Here is a 24,575-nt window from a genome sequence, read left to right as displayed (position 1 = left end):
TCCGACCATGGCTTCCTTCCTCTACCGACTGGGCCGGCTGGCCTATCGCCGCCGCTGGATGTTCGTCTCCATCTGGACCGTGCTGCTGCTGGCCATCGGCATCGGCGCCGTGGCCTTCATGGGCACGCTGAGCAATACCTTCACGATCCCGGGCACTGAAACCCAGCGCACGCTGGACAAGCTGAAGGTTGAAATGCCGGAGTTCGCCGGCGGCACCGGTTCCCTCGTCTACCGCACGGCAGACGGCAAGGCCTTCACCCCCACCCAGGAGCTGGAGATCGGTGCCGCGCTGGGGAAGCTGTCCAAGCTCCCGGACGTCGCCGAGGTCCAGGACCCTTTCAAGCTCCAGGCCCAAATCGATGACGCCGGAGCCAAGCTGGATACCGCGCGCGCCGATCTGGCCACCGGGCAGAAGAAGCTCGACGACGGCAAGGCACAACTCGCCGCCGGACGAAAGACACTGGAGGACGGCCGGAAGCAGATCACCGACGGCCGGGCCCAGCTCAAGGATGCCCGGGTGACGCTGGCCACCGGACGCAAGGAGCTCAACGCCGGCAAGGCCAGGCTCGCCGACGGACGGAGCCAACTGGCCCCGGGCAAGGCGGCACTGGCTTCGGGCCGCGCCAGTCTGGCCGCCGGGCAGAAGAAGTGGGACGCCGGGAACGCCGCCTACAAGGCCGGCGTCGCCAAGGTCGCCGACGGACGACGGCAAATCGCCCAGGCCAAGCAGGACCTGCCCGCCGAGGCGAAGAAGCTCGACGCCGGCGTGGCAGCCCAGGCGGCCGGCATGAAAAAGCTCCTGGGTGGAAAGTCCCGCGCCGCGTTCGAGTCCCAGCTCGCCACCGGCCGCGCCGCACTGACAAAGCTGCCCGGGCTCGAAGCACAGATTACGACGCTCGCTTCGACCATCGCGGGACTCAAGACCCAGATTACCGACCTTGAAAAGCAGGCCGACGCCGGCAAGGACGTGGCCGGTCAGCTGTCTGCTGCCCGCACGGGCCTGAAACAGGCGCAGGACGGACACGACCAGGCCGTTGCGGGCGCCAAATCGCTGCGCGGCGTCAAGGCGGACGTGGACGCCGGCACGGCCGCGCTGAAGCAGCTCGACGCGGCAAAAGTGAAATTGGATGCCGGGGCCACCGCCCTGGCCAGCGCCAAGAAGACCCTGGCCGGTAAGGAAAAACAACTCGACGCAGCGGCTGCCAAACTGCCCGCCGCCAAAAAGTCGCTGGATGCCGCGGCCGCCAACCTGCGCGCCGGTGGAACCAAGACCTCCATTGCCGCGGACCAGTTGGCGGCGGCGCAACGCAAGGTGGACGATGGTGCCGCCGCCATCGTCTTCAACGAAGCCAAGCTGAAGGCCGGCGAGTCCGATATCGCAGCGAACGCCAAGAAGCTCGATGCGGCCCAGAAGAAGCTCGACGTGGCCGAAGCCAAACTCCCGCAGGCCGAGGCCGACCTGGCCAAGGGCGTGGCCAAGCTCGCCGACGGCCAGCAGAAGCTCGAGCTCGGAGTCCGTACCGCGGCCTCCACTAACGGCATGCGCTTCGTCTCGAAGGACGGCACCACTGCTGCCGTCCATGTGACCTTCACCGGCTCCACCGACGCCATCTCCTCCGCTACCCGGACCGAGATCCAGCAGGTTGCCTCCGCACCCGTGGCATCGGGGGTCGAGGTGTTCTACTCCAAGGAGATCGTCCAGGACCTGTCCTCCATCTTCGGCATTGCCGAAGTCCTCGGCCTGGCCATCGCCGCCGTCGTACTGCTGGTGATGCTCGGGACGTTGGTTGCTGCCGGACTGCCGCTGGTCATGGCCGTGCTGGGCGTGGGTGCGGGCGTCGGCGGCACGCTGGCCCTGTCCAGCGTCATCGAGATGGCTTCGATCACCCCGGCGCTGGCCCTGATGCTGGGCCTGGCCGTGGGCATCGACTACTCGCTGTTCATCGTGCACCGGCACCGCCGCCAGCTCCTCGAGGGCATGGAAATGCAGGAATCCATCGGTCGGGCCACCGGCACCAGCGGCAACGCCGTGGTCTTCGCCGGCCTGACGGTGGTCATCGCGCTCTCCGCGCTGGCCGTTCCTGGCCTGCCGTTCCTGACAGTGCTTGGCCTGTCGGCGGCGTTCACCGTGGCCATGGCGGTGGCGTTGGCCATCACCCTGACCCCGGCGGTGCTGGGCATCATCGGGACGAAGCTCATCAGCAAGCGGGCCTGGGCCAAAGCGGCAGACCCGGTCCATTTGGCCACCCAGACACGCAATGCGGACGGTCGCCGCGGTTGGGGTGCCGTCGTCACCCGCCGGCCGTGGCTGGCGGCAGCGGCATCCATCGTGCTGTTGGGCATCGTGGCGATCCCCGCCGCGCAGCTGCGCACCGCGCTGCCCGACGGCGGCGCCGAACCGCAGAACTCCAGCGCCTACCAGGCGTACGACGACATCAGCACGGCGTTCGGAGCCGGCTACAATGGCCCGCTGCTGGTGCTGGCAGACCTGCCGACCGGGCTCGATCACACCGGTGCGCAGCTGGCCAACTTGGACGTCGCCGACAAGCTGCGCGTTGTCCCCGGGGTCATCGCCGCCGTTCCCGTCGCGGTGAACAAGGCGAACAACCTGGGCGTGCTCCAGGTGATCCCCGAGGCCGGTCCGGCCAGCGTCGAAACCGAACAGCTGGTGCACACGCTGCGTGATTCCACCGGCTCGATCAAGCAGGCCACCGGCTCCACCATCGCGGTCACCGGCCAGGTGGCGGCCCAGATCGACGTGTCGGAGAAGCTCTCCGAAGCGCTGCCTCCGTACCTGGCCATCGTCGTCGGGCTCTCGCTGATCCTGCTGCTGCTGGTCTTCCGCTCCATCGTGGTGCCGCTGCTGGCCACCGTCGGATTCCTGCTGTCGCTGGCCGCCGCGTTCGGAGCTACCGTGGCGGTGTACCAGTGGGGCTGGCTGGGTTCGGTCTTCGACGTGAACGTGCCGGGGCCGATCATGAGCTTTTTGCCGATCCTGCTCACCGGCATCCTGTTCGGGCTGGCCATGGACTACCAGGTCTTCCTGGTCTCGGGCATGCGCGAGGCTTACGTGCACGGCGGGAAGGCACAGGCCGCAGTGCGGGCCGGGTTCGCCCATTCGGCACCGGTGGTCACCGCCGCCGCGCTGATCATGGCCAGCGTGTTCGCCGGTTTCGTGTTCTCGCACCTGACCATGATCCGGGCCATCGGCTTCGCCCTGGCCGTCGGCGTGCTCTTCGACGCCTTCATCGTGCGCATGACGCTGACCCCGGCGATCATGCACCTGCTGGGCCGCCATGCCTGGTACATCCCGCGCTGGCTGGACCGGATCCTGCCCGATGTCGATGTGGAGGGCGCCAAGCTCGATGCCACGGCCCCCGCCGCGACACCGGGGCTGCCGGACGATGCCGCGGGGCCCGGTCCGGCCGCCGGAAAGGCTACGGTTGATGCATGAGTGAATCAAATGCCCCGGTGTCCCCCGAAGACCTCCCGCTGCTGGTGCTTGCCTCGGCCTCCCCCGGCCGCGCGAAGATCCTGCGCGAGGCCGGCATCGACTTCCAGGTGATCGTCTCGGCGGTCGACGAGGACGCCGAATTGGCTGCCGCCACGGCACGTTTCGGAACACTTGACCCCTCCACCACGGCCCTGCTGCTGGCCAAGGCCAAGGCCGAGGCGGTGGCCGCGCAGGAGGATGCCGACGGCGCCGTGGTGCTGGGCTGCGACTCGGTATTCGAATTCGAGGGAGCCGCCTATGGCAAGCCGCATACGGCCGCCGTTGCCGCCGGGCGTTGGGCGGCGATGCGCGGTAAATCCGGCATCCTGCACACCGGCCACTGGCTGATCGACAACCGTTCCGAGGAAGGGCAGGACGGCGGAAGCGGTGCCACCATCGGCGAGGTTTCCTCCGCCATCGTGCACTTCGCCAAGGTCACCGACGAGGAGATCGAGGCCTACGTGGCCAGCGGTGAGCCGTTGCCGTGCGCAGGTGGTTTCACCATCGACGGCCTCGGCTCGGCGTTCATCACCTCCATCGAGGGAAACCCGCACACCGTGGTGGGGCTGAATGTCTCCACGCTGCGCGAACTGCTGGGGTCTGCGAATCTGACCATCATGGACCTCTGGGCCTAACCGCCCCGAACTCCCCTGCGGGCCCGCACACCGGAAACGGCGTGCGGGCCCGCAGTTGCTTAACCGGCTGGCCGCCGGATCCTCAGCGACTTGTTTTCGGGGGGTCCCAAAATTTCATGGAAAGCACTTGCAGAAATGGAAAGTACTTTCTATGCTGGGGAAACACCAACCGACAAGAGGAGCAGCAATGGAAGCCACGAAACAGCCCCGGACCACCGGCACGCAGTACGCCTGGACCGGCTACGTGCTGGGCATCGCGTGCATGGCAGGGCTCTTCATCTACGCGCTGGTCGGCGAGATTCCGCAGCTCCTGGTCATGAGCTCCATCATGGCCGCACTGCTCGGCGCCGTCTGGTCATCCACCAGCGTCCCGGCAAAGAAGAAGGCCGCGAAATGAGTGCCGAATCCAACCCGCCATCGGCCCAGGCGGCCCGTGACCTGCTCCGGGAAGCCGGACGCCTCGGCGCGGCGGCCCGCACCGGCGCCAGCTGGCCACACATCGCCATGCTGCTCGGCATGGGTGCCATCAGCTCACTGAGCCTGATCTCGTTCTGGCTCGTGGGCCGGTTCGATGAATCACTCATCGCCATCCCGCTGATTGCCATGCTCATCTGGCTGGGGATCTTCATGGGAGTCATGCTGGCCTTCGGGCGTTCCACCAAGCGCGGATTCGGCAGGCGCTGGATCACCTTCATGGCCATCTGGGGCGCACTGTGGGTCATCGGCGTGGGATTCGGCACCACCCTTGCCGCCAACCAGCTCTGGTTCACCCTCTCCGTCGCCACCGCCATCACCCTCAACTCGGCCATCGGCGCATGGGTGGAGGCCAGGAAATGAGCGCCGCCGAGCACCCCCGGCACCAACTCTGCGAAGACCTGGCCCACCCGGTTCGATTCTCCCTTGTCGCGGCCATTGCCGGAACCGAGGAAAGCGAGTTCGCCGTCGTGCGCGACCACCTGCAGGTCTCGGACTCGGTACTCAGCCGGCAGGCATCCCAGCTGGAGGCCGCCGGCATCGTCAAGATCCGCAAGGGATTCGTGGGAAAGCGCCCGCGCACCTGGTTTTCCCTCACCCCCCAAGGCCGGGCGACCTGGGAGCGGCACCTGCGGGCCCTGACCGAGATAGCCCGCGGCGCCGGATAGGCCCCGCACCGTTCCCCGGAAGCCGGACAAGCACGTCCAGTGTTGTAGGGTTCCTACAAAAATCCTTGGCAGTTCGTCCGACACCAGCGGCTTTGTGGGTACATATCCCACAACCGCCGGTAGGCTCCACAAGAGCACATTTTAAGGAGAAAGCCACCGATATGAGTCAGTTGACCAAGGTTCTCATCGCCAACCGCGGAGAAATCGCAGTACGCATCATCCGCGCCGCCCGCGACGAGGGCATCGGTTCGGTTGCCGTCTACGCCGAGCCCGACCGCGAAGCGCTGCACGTCCGCCTCGCCGACGAGGCATACGCCCTGGGTGGCGCCTCAGCGGCGGACTCCTACCTGTCCATCGAGAAGATCCTCGACGCAGCCGCCCGTTCCGGCGCCGATGCGGTACACCCCGGCTACGGATTCCTCGCCGAAAACGCCTCCTTCGCCCAGGCAGTCATCGACGCCGGGCTGACTTGGATCGGCCCGCCACCGGCGGCCATCGACCAACTCGGCGACAAGGTCCAGGCCCGCCACCTCGCCGAAAAGGTCGGCGCCCCACTGGTTCCCGGCACCAAGAACCCCGTGGCCGATGCCGACGAGGTAGTGGCCTTCGCCGACGAACACGGTCTTCCGCTGGCCATCAAGGCGGCCTACGGCGGCGGTGGGCGTGGTATCAAGGTCGTGCGCAACCGCGAGGAAATCCCCGAACTCTTCGAATCCGCCGTCCGTGAGGCCATTGCGGCGTTCGGCCGTGGCGAATGCTTCGTCGAACGCTTCCTCGACGCCCCGCGGCACGTCGAAACCCAATGCCTGGCCGATGCCCACGGCAACGTCGTGGTGGTCTCCACCCGCGACTGCTCGCTGCAGCGCCGCAACCAGAAGCTCGTCGAAGAAGCTCCGGCCCCGTTCCTGAGCGAGGAGCAGAACACCCGCCTGTATGAGGCGTCGAAGGCGATCCTGCGCGAGGCGGGTTATGTCGGTGCGGGAACCTGCGAGTTCCTGGTCGGCCAGGATGGGGACATTTCCTTCCTGGAGGTCAACACCCGGCTGCAAGTCGAGCACCCGGTCTCCGAAGAGGTCACCGGCATCGACCTGGTCCGCGAACAGTTCCGGCTCGCCCGCGGCGAGGAGCTGGGTTACCCGGACCCCGAGGTCCGCGGCCACTCCTTCGAGTTCCGGATCAACGGCGAGGACGCCGGTCGCGGCTTCATGCCGGCACCGGGCACCATCACCACCTTGAAGCTGCCCACCGGGCCCGGCGTGCGCGTCGACTCCGGCGTCGAAGCCGGGGAAACCGTCTCGGGCAACTTCGACTCGATGATCGCCAAGCTCATCGTCACCGGCGCCACTCGCGCCCAGGCCGCCCAGCGCGCACGCCGCGCGCTGGAGGAACTGGTCATCGAGGGCATGCCCACGGTCATCCCGTTCCATCGCGCCGTCATGGCCGATGCCGCCTACATCCCGGAATCCGGCCCGTTCAGCATCCATACCCGCTGGATCGAGACCGAGTTCGTCAACGAGATCCCGCCACACACCCCGGCTCCCGGCGAGGCGGCCGACGACGCGGGGCGCCAGTCCATCACCGTCGAGGTCGGCGGCAAGCGCCTCGAGGTGACGCTTCCGGCATCGCTCGTCAGCTCCAACGGCTCCGCACCGGCGAAGTCCAAGAAGAAGCGCGGTTCGCGTTCCTCGGCGGCTGCCGCGGGCGCCGGCGGCAACGACCTGGCCTCCCCCATGCAGGGCACCATCGTGAAGGTCGCCGTGCAGGATGGCGATACAGTGGCCGAAGGCGAACTGATCGTCGTGCTCGAGGCGATGAAGATGGAACAGCCGCTGACGGCACACCGCGCCGGCGTCGTGTCCGGACTCAGTGCAGTCCCCGGCGACACGGTGTCGGCCGGAGCGGTGCTGGCCTCGATCAACGACGCCTAATCCCACCACCTGGCCCCGCTCAGCGGCCGTCCTGCCTTGCCTTTGGGCGCAGGACGGCCGCTTTTTGCCTTCGATGGCATCGGTCCGGGTTCCGGGACGGGCGTCCCGACGTGGCCTGGGCTGCACCCCTGACCGATTCGCGCATCGAGCCTCCCTTGAAGGCCGGGGAACGCAGGAGCCCTGCGGCTTCCCGAGCTACCAGCGCGCGGCGCTGAAAATGAAGTACTCGGGTCCGGCTGCCGCGGACCGTTCGGCGCGGCCTGCTGGGACTCAACGCGCCGGCGCTTTACCGGGGCCCGAGGCCGATGACCGATTTCGGCTTCCGTCAGGCCGATACCCACTGGTGGCAGCCAGTTGGGCGGCCCGGAGCGCGCAGGCCGCTTTCGCCGATGCGGCGGTGAGCGCAACGCCGCTGACGGCGACGCATCAAGACAGCCCCGGCGAAGAGCGCCAGATGCGGCAGGGGCCGCCGCCCCGCTCCCCGCCCCCGGCGAGGGGCGGCTGGAAACGGGACGGCGGCCCCTGGGCTGGGAGCTACCCGCTAAGCGACGTTGTTTTCGTAGTCGGTGTCCTTGGTTTCGGCGGTCAGGAACAACGCGATCAGCGTCAGCACGGCGGCGATGGCCAGGTAGACGCCGACCCAGACAGTGTCCCCCTTGCCGAACTGCCACAGCGCGATGGCGACGAACGAAGCCGGCGCGGCACCGATCACCGAGGACATGTTGTAGGCGATGGCCGAGCCGGTGTACCGCACGTTGGCGGGGAAGAGCTCCGGCAGGATCGCCGCCATCGGACCGAAGGTCAAGCCCATCAGCGTGAAGCCGATGATCAGGCCGGCCATGGCCGCGCCCTTGCCTGGGCCGAACATCAGCGTCCAGGCGGCACCGAAGACCAGGATGCCCAGGGTGACCCCGATCAGGAACTTGCGGCGTCCGAACTTCTCGGCCAGCGGGCCCGAGACCACGGTGAAGATGCCGAAGAACACGACGCCGATGATCAACATGGTCAGGAACTCCGGCCGGGCGAGGCCCAGGCCCGGGGCGAAGGCCGCCTCGGCCGCCGCGTCGAAGACCTTTCCCTTGGCCTCTGCGGCGGCGCGGGCCGCCTCCACCGTGGCCGGGGCCGTGCCGTAGGTCAGCGTGAAGGAGGTCATCAGGTAGAACAGCACGTAGGTCGCGAGCATGATGAACGTGCCGGCGAGCACGGGGCGCCAGTGGTACTTCATGGTGTCCTTGAACGGGGACTTGGCGACCTTCTTCTGGTCCAGGACCTTCTGGAAGGAGTTGGATTCGACCAGCTTCAGACGGACGTAGAGGCCGACGACGACCAGCACGGCGGAGAGCAGGAACGGCAGGCGCCAGCCCCAGTCCATGAACTGGTCCTCGGTGAGCGTGGTCTGCAGCACCACGAAGAGCAGGTTGGCGACAATGAAGCCGATGGGGGCTCCCAGCTGCGGGAACGTGCCGTAGATGGCGCGCTTGTTGGCCGGCGCGTTTTCGGTGGCCAGCAGGGCAGCCCCGGACCATTCGCCACCCAGGGCCAGGCCCTGGGCAAAGCGCAGCAGCACCAGCATCAGTGGTGCCAGCACCACGAAGCTGCCTGCCGCGGCGGGCAGGAAGCCGATCAGGAACGTGGAAATGCCCATGAGCATCAGCGATCCGACCAGCGTCCCCTTGCGGCCGAGCTTGTCGCCGTAGTGCCCGAAGAGCACCGATCCGAGAGGTCGGGCGATGAACGCAACGCCGAAGATGGCGAACGAACTGAGGATGGCGTTGACGTTGCTGGCGTTCGGGAAGAACAGCGTCGGGAAGACCAGGACCGAGGCCGTGGCGTATGCGTAGAAGTCGAAGAACTCGACCGTCGTCCCGATCATGCTGGCAAACAGGACACGTCCGCGTGTGTTCGCTTTGGGGGCTGCGGTGATTGTCGATTTTGGCATGGGGCTTGTCTCTCTTGCTGAAGATTGGTGCCCTGTCATTCTATTTTGTGTGATCACATGCCGGACAATGCGTCCACATGTTGGACTTCGGGTGATCCGCACAACAGCAAAGGGGTCGCCACGCCGATGCGTGGCGACCCCTTTGGCGGGAACCCGGTGTCCGCTTCAGGCCCGGCGCTATAGGTGGATATGCAGGCGGCGGGCCGCCTCGGAGATCGATCCGCTCAGCGACGGGTAGACGGTGAACGTCTCGGCGAGGTCGTCCACGTGCAGGTTCTTCGTCACCGCGATGGCCAGTGGAAAGATCAGTTCCGAGGCGCGCGGGGCCACCACGACGCCGCCGATCACGGTGCCGGATCCCCGGCTTGCGATGATCTTCACGAAGCCCTGGTCCACGTTCATCATCTTCGCCCGGGCATTGGTGGCCAGGTCCAGCTTGATGATGTCGGCCTGGTACTTGCCCTCGGCGACCTGGCGTTCGGTCACCCCGACGGTGGCGATCTCCGGGGAGGTGAAGACGTTCGAGGAGACGTCGGTGAGCTGCAGCGGCTTCACCGAGTCGCCCAGCAGGTGGGCCATGGCAATGCGGCCCTGCATGGCCGCGACGGAGGCCAGCGCGAAGACGCCGGTGCAGTCGCCCGCCGCATACACGTTGGTGGCCGTGGTGCGCGAGACGCCATCGACCTGGATGTGGCCCGAGGCGTTGAGCTTGATCCCGGCCTCCTCCAGCCCGATGCCGGCGGTGTTCGGGATGCCGCCGACGGCAACCAGGCAGTGGCTGCCCTCGATGCTCTCGCCCGAAGCGAGGGTGACGCGCACGCCGTCCGCCGTGCGCTCGACGGCCTCGGCCCGGGCCTGGGCGACCACGGTGACGCCGTTGCGGGCAAAGGCCTCTTCCAGCACCTGGGCGGCGTCCGCATCCTCGCCGGGAAGCACGCGGTCACGCGAGGAAACCAGGGTGACCCGGGTGCCGAGCAGATTGTAGGCGGAGGCGAACTCCGCGCCGGTGACGCCGGAGCCGACGACGATCAGGTGCTCCGGCACCTTCTTCAGGTTGTACACCTGGGTCCAATTGAAGATCCGCTCGCCGTCGGGCTTGGCGCTCTCCAACTCGCGGGCCTTGGCGCCGGTGGCGATCAGCAGGGCGTCGGCCGTGATGATCTCGACGCTGCCGTCCGGGCGGGAAACTTCGACGGTGGAGGAATCAAGCAGCCTCCCCTCGCCGATGACCACGCGCACCCCGGCGCGCTCCAAGCCCGTGTGGATGTCGCTGGACTGGTCGCGGGCCAGCTCAAGGAGGCGGCTGTTGACGACGCCCAGGTCGGCGGTGGTGCTGGCATCATCGGCCAGCACCCGGACGCCGAAGGACTGGGCGGAGGCGACCCGGCGCATGGCGTCGGCCGTGGCGATGAGGGTCTTGGAGGGCACCACGTCGGTCAGGACGGCCGAGCCGCCCATGCCCTGGCGTTCGACGATGGTGACCTGGGCCCCCAATTGTGCGCCGACGAAGGCTGCTTCGTAGCCGCCGGGGCCGCCTCCGAGTATTACGAGCCGATGGGACGAGAAATCGTGTTGTGCAGTCACGGAAGTCCATTCTCCACTACCCCGGCCGATGATGCACACCACACGCGCAGCCCGACGCGCTGCCGGCATACCCGCACCGGATCGAAAACCGGTAGATTGTTACGCGTGATGCATACTTCGAACGACCCCTTTGAACTGGCCAGCGAGGCCGCCGAACTGATCGGCGCCGCCACCGGCGTCGAATCCCACGACATCGCCCTGGTGCTGGGCTCCGGATGGGGAGAGGCCGCCGAACTGATTGGCGAGACCACCCACACCCTGGACGCCTCGACCCTTCCCGGATTCCACGCCCCGGCCGTGCCCGGACACGTCGGCACCATCCGCTCGGTGCTGACGGCCACCGGGCAGCGCGTGCTGGTACTCGGCGCCCGCACCCACTACTACGAAGGCAAGGGCGTGCGCTCGGTCGTGCACGGCGTGCGCACCGCCGCCGCCGCCGGCTGCAAGACGCTGGTGCTGACCAACGGCTGCGGCGGGCTGAACCCCGGCTGGACTCCGGGCACCCCGGTGCTGATTTCCGACCATATCAACCTGACCGCCGCCTCGCCGCTGGAGGGTGCGACGTTCGTCGACCTGACCGACCTGTACTCGGCACGCACCCGCGAGATCGCCCGGAGCGTGGACCCGTCCCTGGTCGAGGGCGTCTATGCGCAGTTCACCGGCCCGCACTACGAGACCCCCTCCGAGGTCCGATACGCCAAGGCCATCGGCGCGGACCTGGTCGGCATGTCCACTGCATTGGAGGCCATCGCGGCCCGCCACGCGGGCATGGAGGTGTTCGGCATCTCGCTGGTCACCAACCTGGCTGCGGGCATCTCCCCGGTCCCGCTCTCGCACGCCGAGGTGATCGAGGCCGGACAAGCCGCGGGCCCGCGGATTTCGCGCCTGTTGGCCGACATCGTCGCCCGCCTCTAATTCCCCGTCCGATCCCCGGCCACCTGCAGAACGGATCCACCAGCATGACCACCACCCCGCAAGAGACCGGCACTATCGCGGCGGCCCGCGCCTGGGCCGCCCAGGACCCCGACCCGGCTACCTGCGCACTGCTGCTCGAGCTGATCGATGCGGCGGTCCACGACGCGGCCGCCGCCGCTGAGCTTGCCGATGCCTTCGCCGGCAACCTGGCCTTCGGCACCGCCGGACTGCGGGCGGCCTTGGGCCCCGGACCGAATCGGATGAACCGGATGGTGGTGCGCCGCACGGCCGCGGGCATCGCCCGCTTCCTGAATGCCACGGCAGCCGGGGACTACGTCCCGACGGCAGTGGTCGGCTACGACGCCAGGCACAATTCCGATGTCTTCGCTGCGGAATCTGCGGCGATCTTCACCGCCGCCGGCGTCCGGACGCTGCTGTTGCCCGCGGCCCTGCCCACCCCGGTGCTGGCCTGGGCCGTGCGTGCATTCGGCGCCGAGTCCGGTGTCATGGTCACGGCTAGCCACAACCCGCCGGCGGACAACGGATACAAGGTGTACCTCGGCGGGCGGGCGATCTCCGATGCCGGGCAGGGTGCACAGATCGTGGCGCCGACCGACGCGGCGATTGCCGCGCTGATCGATCACGACGAACCGATCTGCGAGATAGCGCTGGCCGGCTCCGGCTGGTCGGTGCTGCCCGGATCCGGGCAGGACGGCGACATCGAGGCCCGGTACATCGCCGCCGTCGCCGCCGTGGCCGGCAATCCGCAGCAGGAGTCGGCTGCCCGCGCCTCGCTGGACATCGTGCTGACCCCGCTGCACGGGGTCGGCGGCCACACGATGGCGTCCGCGCTGGCGCAGACCGGGTTCGCTTCCGTCGCACCCGTGCCCGAGCAATGGGAACCGGACCCGGAATTTCCCACCGTCGACTTCCCCAACCCCGAGGAGCCCGGCGCACTTGATCTGGCCCTGGCCCTGGCCGCGGCCCGCGGCGCGGACCTGGTCATCGCCAACGACCCCGACGCCGATCGCTGCGCCGCGGCCGTCGATTTCCCGGGTACCGGCTGGCGCATGCTGCGCGGGGACGAGCTCGGTGCCCTGCTGGGCGAGGAGATCGCCCGCAACCGGAATCCCGGGGACGGCACCCTTTTTGCCAACTCCATCGTTTCCTCGCGCCAGCTCGCCTCCATCGCCGCCGCTCACGGCATCGGACACCGCGCGACCCTGACCGGTTTCAAGTGGATCGCCCGGGTGCCGGGCCTCGCCTTCGGCTACGAGGAAGCGCTGGGCTATTGCGTGGCGCCCGAACTCGTACGGGACAAGGACGGGATTTCCGCCGGGCTGCTACTGGCGCGGCTGGCCGCGCGGCTCAAGGCCGCCGGAAGCTCCATCCCCGACGCGCTGGACCGGCTCTCCCTGGCCCACGGCCTGCACACCACGGACCAGCTCTCGGTCCGCGTGGCCGACCTGGACCTGATCGGCTCGATGATGGCCGCACTGCGGACCGCTCCCCCGGCGATGCTTGCCGGATCCCCCGTCACCGGATTCGCCGACCTGGCGCCCGGCGGCGACCTGCCCCCGACCGACGCGCTGGTCTTCGAGACGGCCGACCGCACCCGTGCCATCGTGCGCCCCAGCGGCACCGAACCCAAGCTCAAGTGCTACCTGGAAACCATCGACGACGTCGCCGACGCGTCGGCGCTTCCCGCTGCACGTGCGGCGGCAGCACGACGGCTGACCGCCCTGCGGGCCGACCTGTCAGCCGCGCTCGGCCTTCCCACCACCTAACACCGAGGACCCCACACCATGAACGAGATCGCCTCCTACATCGACCACACCCTCCTGGCACCCGACGCCGGCGCGCAGGACATCGCCCGGATCTGCGCCGAGGCAGCGAAATACCACTTCAAGTCGGTCTGCGTGAACCCGATCTGGGTTCCCGCCGTCGCCGCGGCACTGGCCGGCTCGGGCGTGCTGACCTGCTCGGTGATCGGATTCCCCTTTGGCGCCACCACCACCGATTCGAAGGTCTTCGAGGCCCGCCGGGCCATTGCCGACGGTGCGAACGAGATCGACATGGTCATCGATATCGCCTCTGCCAAGGCCAACGACGAGGCTGCCCTGGCTGCCGACATCACCGCCGTCGCCGCAGCCGTCCATGCGGGCGGGGCCATCTTGAAGGTCATCATCGAGACGGCTTTGCTCACCGACGACCAGAAAGTCATTGCCTGCCGCGCATCGGTCGCCGCCGGAGCCGATTTCGTGAAGACCTCCACCGGTTACGCCGGCGGCGGGGCAACGGTGCAGGACGTCGCACTGATGCGCTCGACCGTGGGCCCGGAGATGGGAGTGAAGGCCTCGGGCGGGGTCCGCTCGATGGAAACAGCACGCGCCATGATCGACGCTGGCGCCACAAGGCTCGGCTCCAGCTCCGGAGTTGCTATTGTAGAAGGAGAACAGGGCACCACCGGCTACTAAGCCGGCCGGAGGCGCCTCGTGATTGACACTTAACCAAGGAGAATCGCTGTGTATTCGAACGGCAGAAACAAGGCCCACTCGGGCCAGGGCCACTTCGCGGGGAACGTCGTTGCGTTCCTCATCCTCTTCGTGTGCTTTGCCGGCGGCATCTATGCACTGTCCTTCTGGTCGCTGGACAACGCCTGGCTGCCCGGCATCAGCTGTTTCGTGCTGGTCATGATCGCCCTGATGGTCCCGCAGCACGTCCTGGGCCGCGGCGACACCCACGTGCACGCCGACGGCGAGTAGCACTCCGGGATTTTCCCCGTGGGACCCGGCCAACAGGCCGGGTCCCACGTGTTTAACCGGTCCCATGCATTGTATTTCTACAATTGGTAGAAAACCGGTGTGGCGTGCGGCTAAGCTTGTTCCGAGGGTGAAATGACATCGCCCGAAGCCGACCGGAAGGCAGTACACGAAATGACCCAGCCAGCCAACGCACCAGCCAAGGTCATTGTCGGAGTCGACGGATCGCCCGAATCGGTCGCCGCACTGCGCTATGCGGCGACCATCTCCCGGGCCCTGGGACACCATCTCGAGGTCCTCGGCGCCTGGCAGCCTCGCGTCGCCCTGGAGCACTACACCGCCGAATGGAACCCCGAGCGCGATGCCCGGATCCTCGTGGACGAGGTGGTCAAGGAGGCCTTCGGCCACCAGGTTCCGGACGGCCTCCAGGTGAACGTGCTCAAGGGCTCCCCCGTCAGGGTCCTGCTCGATGCCAGCAAGTACGCCGAACTGCTGGTACTGGGCACCCGCGGCCGCGGCGGCTTCGCCGGCATGGTCCTCGGCTCGGTTTCGACCTCGCTGGCCGCCCACGCGTCCTGCCCGGTACTGATCCACCACGACCGCACGATCAGCGACGCCACGTAGCAGCCAGCACCACGCAAACCACCGAAGGCCGGCGGCGCATCCACGCGAGCTGCGCCGCCGGCCTTCGGCGTTCCCGGTGCGAACTGCCGGGACGGCTCAGGCGTCGAAGATGTTCTTCAGCACGTCCGAGGTCCAGGCCAAGATAGCCTCGTCCACCAGGTCCCGCCCGCCCACCGGGGAAGTCTTGGGCTTGGGGATCAGCGCCGCGGCGAGCACCGGCTTGAGCTGCGCCCCCTTGTACATCCGCAGCAGCCGCATCTCGCGGGACTCGGGCAGGTGAACCGGGGCGAACTTGATGAAGTTGCCCTGCATGGCGACATCGCTCAGCCCGGCCGTCCGCGCGCGCACCCGGATCCGTGCCACCTCCAGCAGGTTGGCCACGGCTGCCGGCGGTTCGCCGTAGCGGTCGGTGAGCTCGGCCAGCACCTCGGCGATGGACTCAAGGTCCGACGCCGCGGCCAGCTTGCGGTACGCCTCCAGGCGAAGCCGCTCGCCGGGCACGTAATCGTGCGGCAGGTGCGCGTTGACCGGCAGCTCGATCTTCATGTCCGGGACCTTCTGCTCGGCATCGCCCTTGAAGTCGGCCACCGCCTCGCCGACCAGGCGCAGGTACAAATCGAACCCGACACCGGCGATGTGCCCGGACTGTTCCCCGCCGAGCAGGTTGCCCGCACCGCGGATCTCCAAGTCCTTCATCGCCAGCTGGTAGCCCGATCCGAGCTCATTGTGCGCTGCCACCGCCTTGAGCCGTTCCAGGGCCACCTCGCCCAGCGGCTTCTCCGCGTTCCACAGGAAATACGCGTAGGCCCGCTCGCGCCCGCGGCCCACGCGCCCGCGCAGCTGGTGCAGCTGCGAGAGCCCGTAGGCGTCGGCCCGGTCGACGATCAGCGTGTTCGCGTTGGAGATGTCAAGCCCCGTTTCGATGATGGTGGTGGATACCAGCACGTCGAACTTCTTCTCCCAGAAGTCCACGATGATCTGTTCGAGCCGCGACTCGCTCATCTTTCCGTGCGCCACCTCGATCCGCGCGTTGGGCACCAGTTCACGCAGGTCGGCGGCTACCTTCTCGATCGAGGAGACCCGGTTGTGCACGAAGAACACCTGCCCCTCGCGCATCAGCTCGCGCTTGATCGCCGCACTGATCTGCTGATCGGTGCGCGCCCCGACATAGGTGAGCACGGGGTGGCGCTCCTCCGGCGGTGTGGCCAGGGTGGAGGTTTCGCGGATCCCGGTCAGCGACATCTCCAGCGTGCGCGGGATCGGCGTGGCCGACATCGAGAGCACATCCACGTTGGTGCGCATCTTCTTGAGCTGTTCCTTGTGCTCGACGCCGAAGCGCTGTTCCTCGTCCACCACGACCAGGCCCAGGTCCTTGAACGCCACCGAATCCGAAAGCAGCCGGTGGGTGCCGATGACCACGTCGACCGAGCCGTTCTTCAGCCCCTCGATCACGTCCTTGGTCTCCTTGGTGCCCTGGAAGCGCGAGAGGGTGCGCACCCTCACCGGGAAGCCGGAGAAGCGTTCGGTGAACGTCTCGTGTTGCTGGCGCGCCAGCAGCGTGGTCGGCACCAGCACCACCACCTGCTTGCCGTCCTGCACCGCCTTGAACGCAGCACGCACGGCGATCTCGGTCTTGCCGAAGCCGACGTCGCCGGAGATCAGCCGGTCCATCGGGATCTCCCGCTCCATGTCGGACTTGACCTCGTTGATGGTGGTCAACTGATCCGGCGTCTCCACATACGGGAACGCCTCCTCCAACTCCGACTGCCAGGGGGTGTCCTTCGCGAACGCGTGCCCGCGGCTGGCCATCCGGGCCGAATACAGCCGGATCAGGTCCCCGGCGATCTCCTTGACCGCCTTGCGCGCCTTGGACTTCGTGGAGGACCAGTCGGCGCCGCCCATCTTGGAAAGCACCGGGGTCTCCCCGCCGACGTAGCGGGTGATCTGATCCAGCTGGTCGGTGGGCACGAACAGCCGGTCTCCCGGCGCCCCGCGCTTTGAGGGCGCGTATTCAAGCACCATGTACTCGCGCAGCGCCTCGGGCCCGGAGCCACCGGCGACCTTGCGCTGCAGCAGCTCCTTGAAGCGGGCGATGCCGTGCTGTTCATGCACGACGAAGTCGCCCTCGGTCAGCTGCATCGGATCCACGGCGTTGCGGCGCCGGGCGGCGAGCTTGCGCCCGGACTTCACCGAGTAGGCGCTGGAGCGGCCCAACAGGTCTGCCTCGGTGAGCAGGCCCAGCTTCAGCCCGTCGAAGACGAAGCCGCGCCCGGCCACGGCGGTGGTGATCTCGATCAGTCCCGGCGTGGGATCCCCATCCAGCGAATCGATGCGGTGGCAGGGGATCTCCGCGTCGTGGAACAGTTCGGCCAGACGCTGGGCCGGGCCCGGTCCGTCGGTGGCCACCACGATCCGCCAATCCGCGGCGATCCGTTCCCCGATGAAGTCCATCATCTCCGCCACCTCGCCCTGGTAGCCGCGCGGTTCACGGGCGGCGACCCGGATCGAGTCGTGTTCCGGCAGCAGTTCCGCGTCGGCACCCAGCGAGGTCAGAGACCACCAGCTGACCTCGTCCTCCAGCGCGGTGGCCCGGGTTTCGGCCAGCGTGGCGAAGTTGCCGGTGTCAAGGGCGGCGCTGGCCCCCTGCCCCTGGGCCAGGTCCACGGGTGCGGCGCCGCCGTCGGAGGCTGTGGACCAGGCAGCGGCAAGGAACTCCGCGTTGGTGGCCGAAAGGTCGTGGGCGCGGGCACGCACGCGTTCTGGCTCCATGACGATGGCAATGGACTCATCGGGCAGCAGCCCGACGAACGGGACCATGCCGTCCACGAGCACCGGGGCGAGGGACTCCATGCCCTCGACGGCGATGCCCCCGGCGATCTTTTCGAGCATGTCGGCGGCGCCGGGCAGGGCGGACTTCAGCTTCGCCGCCCGGGACATCACGGCCGGGGTGATCAGCAGTTCACGGCAGGGCGGGGCCTCGATACTTGCCGGGCCCTCCTCGGGGGTACCCAGCGAGCGCTGGTCGGCGATGGAAAAGTAGCGCATGGACTCGATCTCGTCGCCGAAGAAGTCGATGCGCACCGGGTGGTCCGAGGTGGGCGGGAAGACATCGAGAATGCCGCCGCGCACTGCGAACTCGCCACGGTGGGTGACCATGTCGACCCGGGCGTAGGCGGCAGCGGCCAGCTCCCTGACCACCTCGGTGAACCCGGGTTCCTCGCCCACGCGCAGGTGCACCGGTGCCAGCTTGCCCAGGTCCTTGACCAGCGGCTGCAGCACCGAGCGCACCGGTGCCACGATGACCCGCAACGCGGCGTCCTTCAGGTGCAGCCGGCGCAGCACGTGCAGGCGGCGCCCGACGGTGTCCGAGCGCGGCGACAGGCGCTCGTGCGGCAGCGTTTCCCAGGCCGGGAACTCGGCGACGGCGGCATCGGGCAGGTAGGCACGCAGCGCGGCGGCCAGGTCCTCGGTTTCGCGTTCGGTGGCGGTGATCGCCAGCACCACCCCGGGCAGTCCATTGCGTTCCGCATCCTCCAGTCCATCGACGACCTCGGCCACCAGTGCCGCGCGCAGCCCCGTCGGAGCCGCGATCTCCAGCTCCGGGCTGCGGTTGGCGAACGGTTCGCGCGCATTGGCGCGCACCCGGGCGTAGGAGGTATCGGCGGCGAGGGCTGTACGGAGGCCTACGAGACCCATGGATGGTTCCTTCCGGAAGGTTCAGCGGACAACACAAGCACCCGGAATCCATGGCGGACCCCGGGGCGTGGTTCCCTCTAGCGTACCGTCGCACCGGTACGCTGGAGTGGTACCACCCCCGAACCGTGGAGGAAATCCCCGTGGCCCTGAATGCCAGCACCGACCTGTCCTACTCCCCCGCCGAGGTCCTCGCGACCTTGACCGATCGCGGATTCGCCGAGCACATCACCGCCATCGTCGGCGGCACTCTGAAGGAGTTCACCCTGTCCGGCGACACCTCCGGGGCCTTCGAACTGAGTACCGTCCGGGCAGTGCCCACCGACCGCGCCCCGGAGATGGCCCGCAAGTTCGTCGGCGCCACGGTCGACGTGACGCAGAAGGAATCCTGGTCCGCCCCGGGCACCGATGGTTCCCGCTCAGCCCAGGTCGCCGTCACCGTTGCCGGCATCCCCGTCAACGTGGCCGCCACACAGCGCGTCGATGCCACGGACGCTGGTTCACGCCTGACCCTCGATGGACAGGTCACCTCCTCCATCCCGTTCCTGGGCGGCAAGATCGCCTCGGCAGCCGAGCCGTTCATCAGCAAGGCGCTGAAGCTGCAGGCCGACCAGCTTGCCGTCTGGAACACCCGCAGCGCCTAACCGACCACTTCGCGGGCCGGGTGACCCATCGGTCCCCGGCCCCCCGCCACGCGAAAAGAGCAGCCGTGTTCAGCGCACCGCACCCCCGGCACCGCCTGATAGCCGGGATCCTGCTCGCCTATCTCGTGGCGCTGGCCGCCGTCGTCTTCTGGCCCACCCCCGTGGACCGAAATTCCGGCCGCTTCCTCACGGCGGCCCTGGCCTGGCTGCATTCCCACGGCGTTCCCGCCTGGTTCGACTATGCGTTGGTCGAGTGGCTCTCCAATGTGGTGATGTTCCTGCCGTTCGGATTCATTCTTGCGGTGATGCTCCCCCGCAGCTGCTGGTGGGCCCCCACGCTAATCGGGCTGGGCACTTCGATCGCCATTGAATCGACCCAGCTCCTCTTCCTGGACCAGCGCACCGCCAGCCTGCTCGACGTGGCAGCCAATACCCTCGGAGCAGCAGCCGGAGCTGGATGCTTCATCCTTTTTGAACGGATCCGGTTCAAAACGCGCTAGGATTGACGACGGTGTGCCGGGAAGTCTGGTCGGCGATAATTCAATGGACCCAAAAAGAATCGGTGCTACTCCATGAGCCAATCCCCACCCCCCACACCCAAGCCGCGCACCGTCCTCGGACGCGGCAGCTATGCCGAAAACCTGCGCATCGGCGAAATCCTGCGCAAGGAAACCGTCGGCGGCCTGGTCCTGATCGTCGGTGCCCTGCTGGCCATCGTCTGGGCTAACTCCCCCGCATCCGGCGCCTACTTCGCACTGCGCGACTTCCACATCGGCTTCGAAATCGCCGGTATCGACCTGAACCTCTCCCTGGGCCACTGGGCGGCCGACGGACTTTTGGCGGTGTTCTTCTTCCTGGTCGGGCTCGAACTGAAGAAGGAATTCGTCGCCGGCGACCTGCGCGACTTCAAGCGTGCGGTGGTCCCCGTCGCCGCCGCATTCGGCGGCGTCCTGGTTCCCGCGGTGATCTTCGTGGCCATCAACGCCAGCTCGGGCGGCGAAACGCTGCGCGGCTGGGCGATCCCCACCGCCACCGACATCGCCTTTGCCGTGGCCGTCCTGGCCGTCATCGGTTCGAACCTTCCCTCCCCGCTGCGCATCTTCCTGCTCACCCTGGCAGTGGTTGACGACCTGATCGCCATCATCATCATCGCCTTCGTCTTCACCGACGAGCTGCGCCCCCCGTACCTGCTGATGGCCATCGTGCCGATCGCGCTCTACGCATTCTTCGCCCACAAGTGGCCCCGGTTCTTTGCGACGAAGCGCTGGGCTCCGTGGCTGATCCTGCTGCCGCTGGGCCTCATCGCCTGGGCATTGGTCTTCGGCTCGGGCATCCACGCCACCATTGCCGGCGTCGTGCTCGGCTTCTGTGTTCCCGTGACACGCAAGGACGCACCGGATAAACCGGGCCTGGCCGAGACGTTTGAACACCGTTTCCGCCCGCTCTCCAGTGGCCTCTGCGTCCCGATTTTCGCGTTCTTCGCCGCCGGGGTGGCCATCGGGGGCGCCTCCGGAATCGCCTCGGCCCTTGGGGATCCGGTGCTCTGGGGCATCGTGTTGGGCCTGCTCCTGGGCAAGCCCATCGGCATCATGGCCTCCACCTGGCTGGTCACCCGCAGCGCCAAGGCCAACCTGGATCCGGATGTGAAATGGGGCGACCTGCTGGGTGTCACGCTGCTGGCGGGCATCGGCTTCACCGTCTCGCTGCTGGTGTCCGAGTTGTCCTTTGGACTCCAATCCCCCCACTACGACCACGCCAAGGTGGCGATCCTGCTCGCCTCGGTCCTGGCAGCGGTGATTGGTTCGCTCTGGTTGATCCCGCGCAACAAGCGCTACCGCGAGATAGCCGCACGCGACAAGATCGATGCCGATGGCGACGGGATCCCCGACACATTCCAGTAGTTCAGGCCGAGGCCAAAGGCCCCTGATTCCTCCAGAATCGGGGGCCCATTGCACATCGCCCGGGCGGCGCGTCAGCTGGCCTCGAGGATCATGCCTGCCGCCACCGTGTTGTTCGTTGCCTCATCGATCAGGATGAATCCTCCGGTGCTGCGGTTACGCCGGTATTCATCGGCCAACAGCGGTTTCGTGGTCCGCAGCGTGACCCTTCCGATTTCGTTCAGGCACAGCTGCGTGGCCGTCTCATTACGGTGCAGCGTGTTGATGTCCAGCGCGTACCGCAACCCCTTGACCAGGGTCCGGGCCGACTGCGTCGTGTGCTTGATCGCCAGCTTCTGACCGGCCTGCAACGGCTTCTCACTCATCCAGCAAACCATTGCCTCGAGGTCCTGGGCCACAATCGGCTGGTTGTTAGGGCGCACGATCATGTCTCCCCGGGAGACGTCGATGTCATCCTCCAGTCGGATGGTCACCGACATCGGAGGGAATGCTTCGGCCACCGGTCCGTCGGCCGTCGAAACCTCCTTGATCGTCGAGGGCAGGCCGCTTGGCAGGACAATGACCTCATCCCCCTTTTTCAGGACACCGCTGGCAACCTGTCCGGCATATCCCCGGTAGTCGTGGAATTCGTTGCTGTGCGGCCTGATCACGCATTGGACCGGGAAGCGGACATCGACCATGTTCCTGTCGCTGGCCACCTGGACGTTTTCCAGGTGGTGCATCAACGAAGGCCCCTCGTACCATGGCATGTTCAGCGACCGGTTGACCACGTTGTCTCCGGTGAGCGCCGAAAGTGGGATGACGGTGATATCGGCGATGTTCAGCCGGGTGGCGTAGTCGACGAACTCCTGTCGGATCTCGTCATACACCTCCTCGGACCAATCGACCAGGTCCATTTTGTTTACCGCAACAACCAGGTGCGAGACCGCGAGCAGCGAGACCAGGAAGGTATGTCGTCGGCTCTGTTCGACCATGCCCTTCCGCGCATCCACGAGCACGATGGAGAGGTCTGAGGTCGAGGCCCCGGTGACCATGTTCCTGGTGTATTGGATGTGCCCGGGGGTATCGGCGACGATGAACTTCCGTTTGGGCGTAGCGAAGTACCTGTAGGCGACATCGATGGTGATGCCCTGCTCCCGCTCGGCTCGCAACCCATCAGTCAGCAGTGCCAGATCGGTGAACTCCGAGCCGCGTTCCCTGCTGGTCTTCTCTACTGCTTCCAGTTGATCAGTAAAGATCGCCTTCGAATCAAAGAGCAGCCGCCCAATGAGAGTGCTCTTCCCGTCATCTACGGATCCCGCCGTGGCAATGCGTAAGAGGTCCATGGTTAGAAATACCCTTCCTTCTTGCGGTCTTCCATTGCCGCTTCGCTGACTTGGTCATCACCGCGTGTTGCCCCGCGCTCGGTAACGTGCGTCTGAGCGACCTCGTTGGCGATTTCTTCGGCCGTGCTGGCCTCGGAACGGACGGCTGCAGTCAGGCTGGCATCACCCACAGTGCGGTAACGCACCGTCTGGACCGAAACCCTTTCGCCGTCCAGCGGTTGGCAGAACTCATGAACCCCAAAAAGCATGCCGTTGCGCTCGAAAACCTCCCGTTCGTGGGCGTAGTAGATCGATGGCAGGGCGATTTTTTCCCGAGCAATGTAGTTCCAGATGTCCAGCTCGGTCCAGTTTGAGATCGGGAAGACCCTGATACTCTCGCCGTGGTTCAGCCGCGTGTTGAACAGTCCCCATAGCTCCGGACGCTGGTTCTTTGGATCCCACTGCCCGAACTCGTCTCTGAACGAGAAGATCCGTTCTTTGGCTCGGGCCTTCTCTTCGTCTCGGCGCGCACCACCCATGAGCGCGTTGAAGCGATGACGTTCAATGGTTTCCAAGAGCACCGGGGTCTGGATACGGTTCCGCGAACCGTTCTTTTCTTGGGCCACTGAACCTGCATCGATGGCTTCCTGGACGGATCCAACTACAAGCCTTACTCCCCGCCGCGCTACCTCGGCATTTCTGAACTCGAGCACTTCCTTGAAGTTGTGACCGGTATCGATGTGGACCATGGGAAAAGGAATCGCTGCTGGAGCAAAGGCCTTGGACGCCAAGTGGAGCATCACGGCGGAGTCTTTGCCCCCGGAAAAGAGCATTGCCGGGTGTTCGAGCTCGGCAACGACTTCGCGGATGATGAAGATTGATTCCGCTTCGAGGGCCGAGAGCTGGTCAAGCCGGTATCTGAGTGCTGCCCGGCGGGAATTCTGCGTGACTGTCATTTTCTAGTTCCTTCCCGATCCAATAGGTTTTTTCCCGGCCCGCCATGCTCGTGCTTCATGGAAGGTCACCCTCTGCGATGGCTTCGAGGATCCGTTGCGCAAGGTGTGGTCCGCAGACCACCAGATCCGGCAGGTACGGATCTGGCCGGTTATATAGCAGCGGGGTTCCATCGATTCTGCTGGTGTGGAAGCCGCGGGCACGGGCCACTGCCACCGGAGCAGCGGAGTCCCACTCGTATTGGCCCCCTGCATGGATATAGGCGTCCACCTCGCCACGGATCACCGCACAAATCTTGTAGCCTGCCGACCCCATGGGCACAAGCGTGGCGCAGAGCCGTCGGGCGACCTGCTCGACGACGGCCGGCGCACGGGTCCGGGATACGGCGATCCGGATCGGCTCTCCCGGCGCTGCCCCCGCAGCCTGGCCATGGGGTCCGCTATCCAACACGGTACCAAGACCGGGCAATGCCACCGCCCCGGCGCTGAGCCGCCCAGCTTCCCACAGCGCGACATGAACTGCCCAATCATCGCGATGCTCGGAATACTCGCGGGTCCCATCCAACGGGTCGATGATCCAGACCCGCTGGTGTGAGACCCTGCCGCCGTCGTCTTCAGCTTCCTCGGAGAGCACCGCGTCATTCGGGCGCAGCCGGGCAAGCCCTGATGACAAGTGGTCTTGTGCCGCCCGGTCTCCTAGGTCCTTGAGTTCCCTGCCGCCGATACCGCGCTCCAACGCCTGCGCACGTACCCTTTTCAGGACGTCCCCCGCTCCGCCGGCCAGTTCCACGGCGCATTCCACATCGTTCATTTCCCCAGGTCCCTTCCCCGCCCCAGCAAGGTCATTCCACGTGGTTTCCCCTCACCGCACGTGGTGCTGTCACTGTACCCATGATCGGAAGCCAGATGATAGAGGTATGACCGCCCCCAAATAGCGCAGGCTACAGGTGTTTTCTCCCGTCTCCACTCGACAACCCGCGGTACTACCTGCTTTCCTATGGCCCGGGGTCCGCATCGGGTTATACTCCCGCTTATGGTCCGAACCGGACCGGTCTCCCGAA

At 66.8% G+C, this 24,575-nt stretch carries 20 protein-coding genes; 14 read left to right on the top strand and 6 right to left on the bottom strand.

Features of this window, described 5'->3' with window-relative positions; genetic code table 11:
- The first annotated feature begins 7 nt into the window (after window positions 1-7).
- The 6 genes from E9229_RS10775 to E9229_RS10750 all read left to right on the top strand — a co-directional run bounded on the left by E9229_RS10775 (window position 8) and on the right by E9229_RS10750 (window position 7,198).
- Complete coding sequence (locus E9229_RS10775) at window positions 8-3,454, top strand: MMPL family transporter (protein WP_183511211.1); 3,447 nt, start codon at window positions 8-10, stop codon at window positions 3,452-3,454.
- A complete protein-coding gene (locus E9229_RS10770; protein ID WP_183511210.1) occupies window positions 3,451-4,128 on the top strand; it encodes a Maf family protein in 678 nt (225 codons plus the stop codon). Before E9229_RS10775 ends, E9229_RS10770 begins: the two co-directional genes overlap by 4 nt.
- A 187-nt stretch (window positions 4,129-4,315) precedes the next feature.
- Window positions 4,316-4,525, top strand: a complete 210-nt coding sequence (locus E9229_RS10765) for a hypothetical protein (protein WP_183511209.1) — start codon at window positions 4,316-4,318, stop codon at window positions 4,523-4,525.
- Window positions 4,522-4,965, top strand: a complete 444-nt coding sequence (locus E9229_RS10760; protein ID WP_183511207.1) for a hypothetical protein — start codon at window positions 4,522-4,524, stop codon at window positions 4,963-4,965. The genes E9229_RS10765 and E9229_RS10760 overlap by 4 nt, the downstream gene beginning before the upstream one ends.
- Window positions 4,962-5,270 (top strand): winged helix-turn-helix domain-containing protein, encoded by a 309-nt coding sequence (locus tag E9229_RS10755; RefSeq protein ID WP_183511206.1) that lies wholly within the window; start codon window positions 4,962-4,964, stop codon window positions 5,268-5,270. The genes E9229_RS10760 and E9229_RS10755 overlap by 4 nt, the downstream gene beginning before the upstream one ends.
- A 161-nt stretch (window positions 5,271-5,431) precedes the next feature.
- Complete coding sequence (locus E9229_RS10750) at window positions 5,432-7,198, top strand: acetyl/propionyl/methylcrotonyl-CoA carboxylase subunit alpha (protein ID WP_183511205.1); 1,767 nt, start codon at window positions 5,432-5,434, stop codon at window positions 7,196-7,198.
- A 541-nt stretch (window positions 7,199-7,739) separates the two neighbouring features.
- Here the strand turns inward: E9229_RS10750 and E9229_RS10745 are convergent.
- Together E9229_RS10745 and E9229_RS10740 are read right to left on the bottom strand one after the other, a co-directional pair.
- The gene (locus tag E9229_RS10745) at window positions 7,740-9,137 is read right to left on the bottom strand and encodes an MFS transporter (RefSeq protein WP_183511204.1); all 1,398 of its coding nucleotides are present in this window, start codon (window positions 9,135-9,137) and stop codon (window positions 7,740-7,742) included.
- Window positions 9,138-9,314: 177 nt separating this feature from the next.
- Window positions 9,315-10,721, bottom strand: a complete 1,407-nt coding sequence (locus tag E9229_RS10740) for an NAD(P)H-quinone dehydrogenase (protein ID WP_183511202.1) — start codon at window positions 10,719-10,721, stop codon at window positions 9,315-9,317.
- A 108-nt stretch (window positions 10,722-10,829) separates the two neighbouring features.
- Between E9229_RS10740 and E9229_RS10735 the strand changes: the two genes are divergently transcribed.
- From E9229_RS10735 to E9229_RS10715, 5 genes are all read left to right on the top strand, one after another.
- Window positions 10,830-11,636 (top strand): purine-nucleoside phosphorylase, encoded by an 807-nt coding sequence (locus E9229_RS10735; RefSeq protein ID WP_183512009.1) that lies wholly within the window; start codon window positions 10,830-10,832, stop codon window positions 11,634-11,636.
- Between the two features lie 44 nt (window positions 11,637-11,680).
- Window positions 11,681-13,423, top strand: coding sequence for a phospho-sugar mutase (locus E9229_RS10730; RefSeq protein WP_183511201.1), 1,743 nt, complete (start codon window positions 11,681-11,683; stop codon window positions 13,421-13,423).
- Between the two features lie 18 nt (window positions 13,424-13,441).
- Entirely contained in the window at window positions 13,442-14,113 is a 672-nt protein-coding gene (deoC, locus tag E9229_RS10725; protein WP_183511200.1) for a deoxyribose-phosphate aldolase, read from the top strand.
- A 48-nt stretch (window positions 14,114-14,161) separates the two neighbouring features.
- The gene (locus E9229_RS10720; RefSeq protein ID WP_183511199.1) at window positions 14,162-14,401 is read left to right on the top strand and encodes a hypothetical protein; all 240 of its coding nucleotides are present in this window, start codon (window positions 14,162-14,164) and stop codon (window positions 14,399-14,401) included.
- Between the two features lie 171 nt (window positions 14,402-14,572).
- Window positions 14,573-15,022: a universal stress protein gene (locus tag E9229_RS10715; protein WP_183511198.1), complete on the top strand. Its 450-nt coding sequence runs from the start codon at window positions 14,573-14,575 to the stop codon at window positions 15,020-15,022.
- Between the two features lie 96 nt (window positions 15,023-15,118).
- Here E9229_RS10715 and mfd read toward each other — a convergent pair whose 3' ends face one another.
- On the bottom strand, window positions 15,119-18,718 hold the full coding sequence (gene mfd, locus E9229_RS10710) for a transcription-repair coupling factor (protein ID WP_183511196.1): 3,600 nt from the start codon (window positions 18,716-18,718) through the stop codon (window positions 15,119-15,121).
- A 140-nt stretch (window positions 18,719-18,858) separates the two neighbouring features.
- Here mfd and E9229_RS10705 point away from each other — a divergent pair, with 140 nt between their 5' ends.
- The 3 genes from E9229_RS10705 to nhaA all read left to right on the top strand — a co-directional run bounded on the left by E9229_RS10705 (window position 18,859) and on the right by nhaA (window position 21,260).
- The gene (locus E9229_RS10705; RefSeq protein ID WP_183511195.1) at window positions 18,859-19,359 is read left to right on the top strand and encodes a DUF2505 domain-containing protein; all 501 of its coding nucleotides are present in this window, start codon (window positions 18,859-18,861) and stop codon (window positions 19,357-19,359) included.
- 65 nt (window positions 19,360-19,424) lie between these two features.
- Window positions 19,425-19,859, top strand: coding sequence for a VanZ family protein (locus E9229_RS10700; protein ID WP_183511194.1), 435 nt, complete (start codon window positions 19,425-19,427; stop codon window positions 19,857-19,859).
- Between the two features lie 72 nt (window positions 19,860-19,931).
- Window positions 19,932-21,260: a Na+/H+ antiporter NhaA gene (gene nhaA / locus E9229_RS10695; protein WP_183511193.1), complete on the top strand. Its 1,329-nt coding sequence runs from the start codon at window positions 19,932-19,934 to the stop codon at window positions 21,258-21,260.
- Between the two features lie 71 nt (window positions 21,261-21,331).
- Here nhaA and cysN read toward each other — a convergent pair whose 3' ends face one another.
- The 3 genes from cysN to E9229_RS10680 are packed head-to-tail and all read right to left on the bottom strand — an operon-like array spanning window position 21,332 to window position 24,325.
- Window positions 21,332-22,582: a sulfate adenylyltransferase subunit CysN gene (gene cysN / locus E9229_RS10690; protein WP_183511192.1), complete on the bottom strand. Its 1,251-nt coding sequence runs from the start codon at window positions 22,580-22,582 to the stop codon at window positions 21,332-21,334.
- 2 nt (window positions 22,583-22,584) lie between these two features.
- Window positions 22,585-23,517 (bottom strand): sulfate adenylyltransferase subunit CysD, encoded by a 933-nt coding sequence (gene cysD / locus E9229_RS10685; protein ID WP_183511190.1) that lies wholly within the window; start codon window positions 23,515-23,517, stop codon window positions 22,585-22,587.
- Window positions 23,518-23,572: 55 nt separating this feature from the next.
- Window positions 23,573-24,325, bottom strand: a complete 753-nt coding sequence (locus E9229_RS10680) for a 3'(2'),5'-bisphosphate nucleotidase CysQ (RefSeq protein ID WP_183511189.1) — start codon at window positions 24,323-24,325, stop codon at window positions 23,573-23,575.
- Window positions 24,326-24,575: the final 250 nt, after the last annotated feature.

It is taken from the genome of Paeniglutamicibacter cryotolerans (genome assembly GCF_014190875.1).
Lineage (GTDB): Bacteria > Actinomycetota > Actinomycetes > Actinomycetales > Micrococcaceae > Paeniglutamicibacter > Paeniglutamicibacter cryotolerans.
The sequence above is the reverse complement of the archived record's forward strand: the minus strand, read 5'-3'. Positions and strand labels throughout refer to the sequence as shown.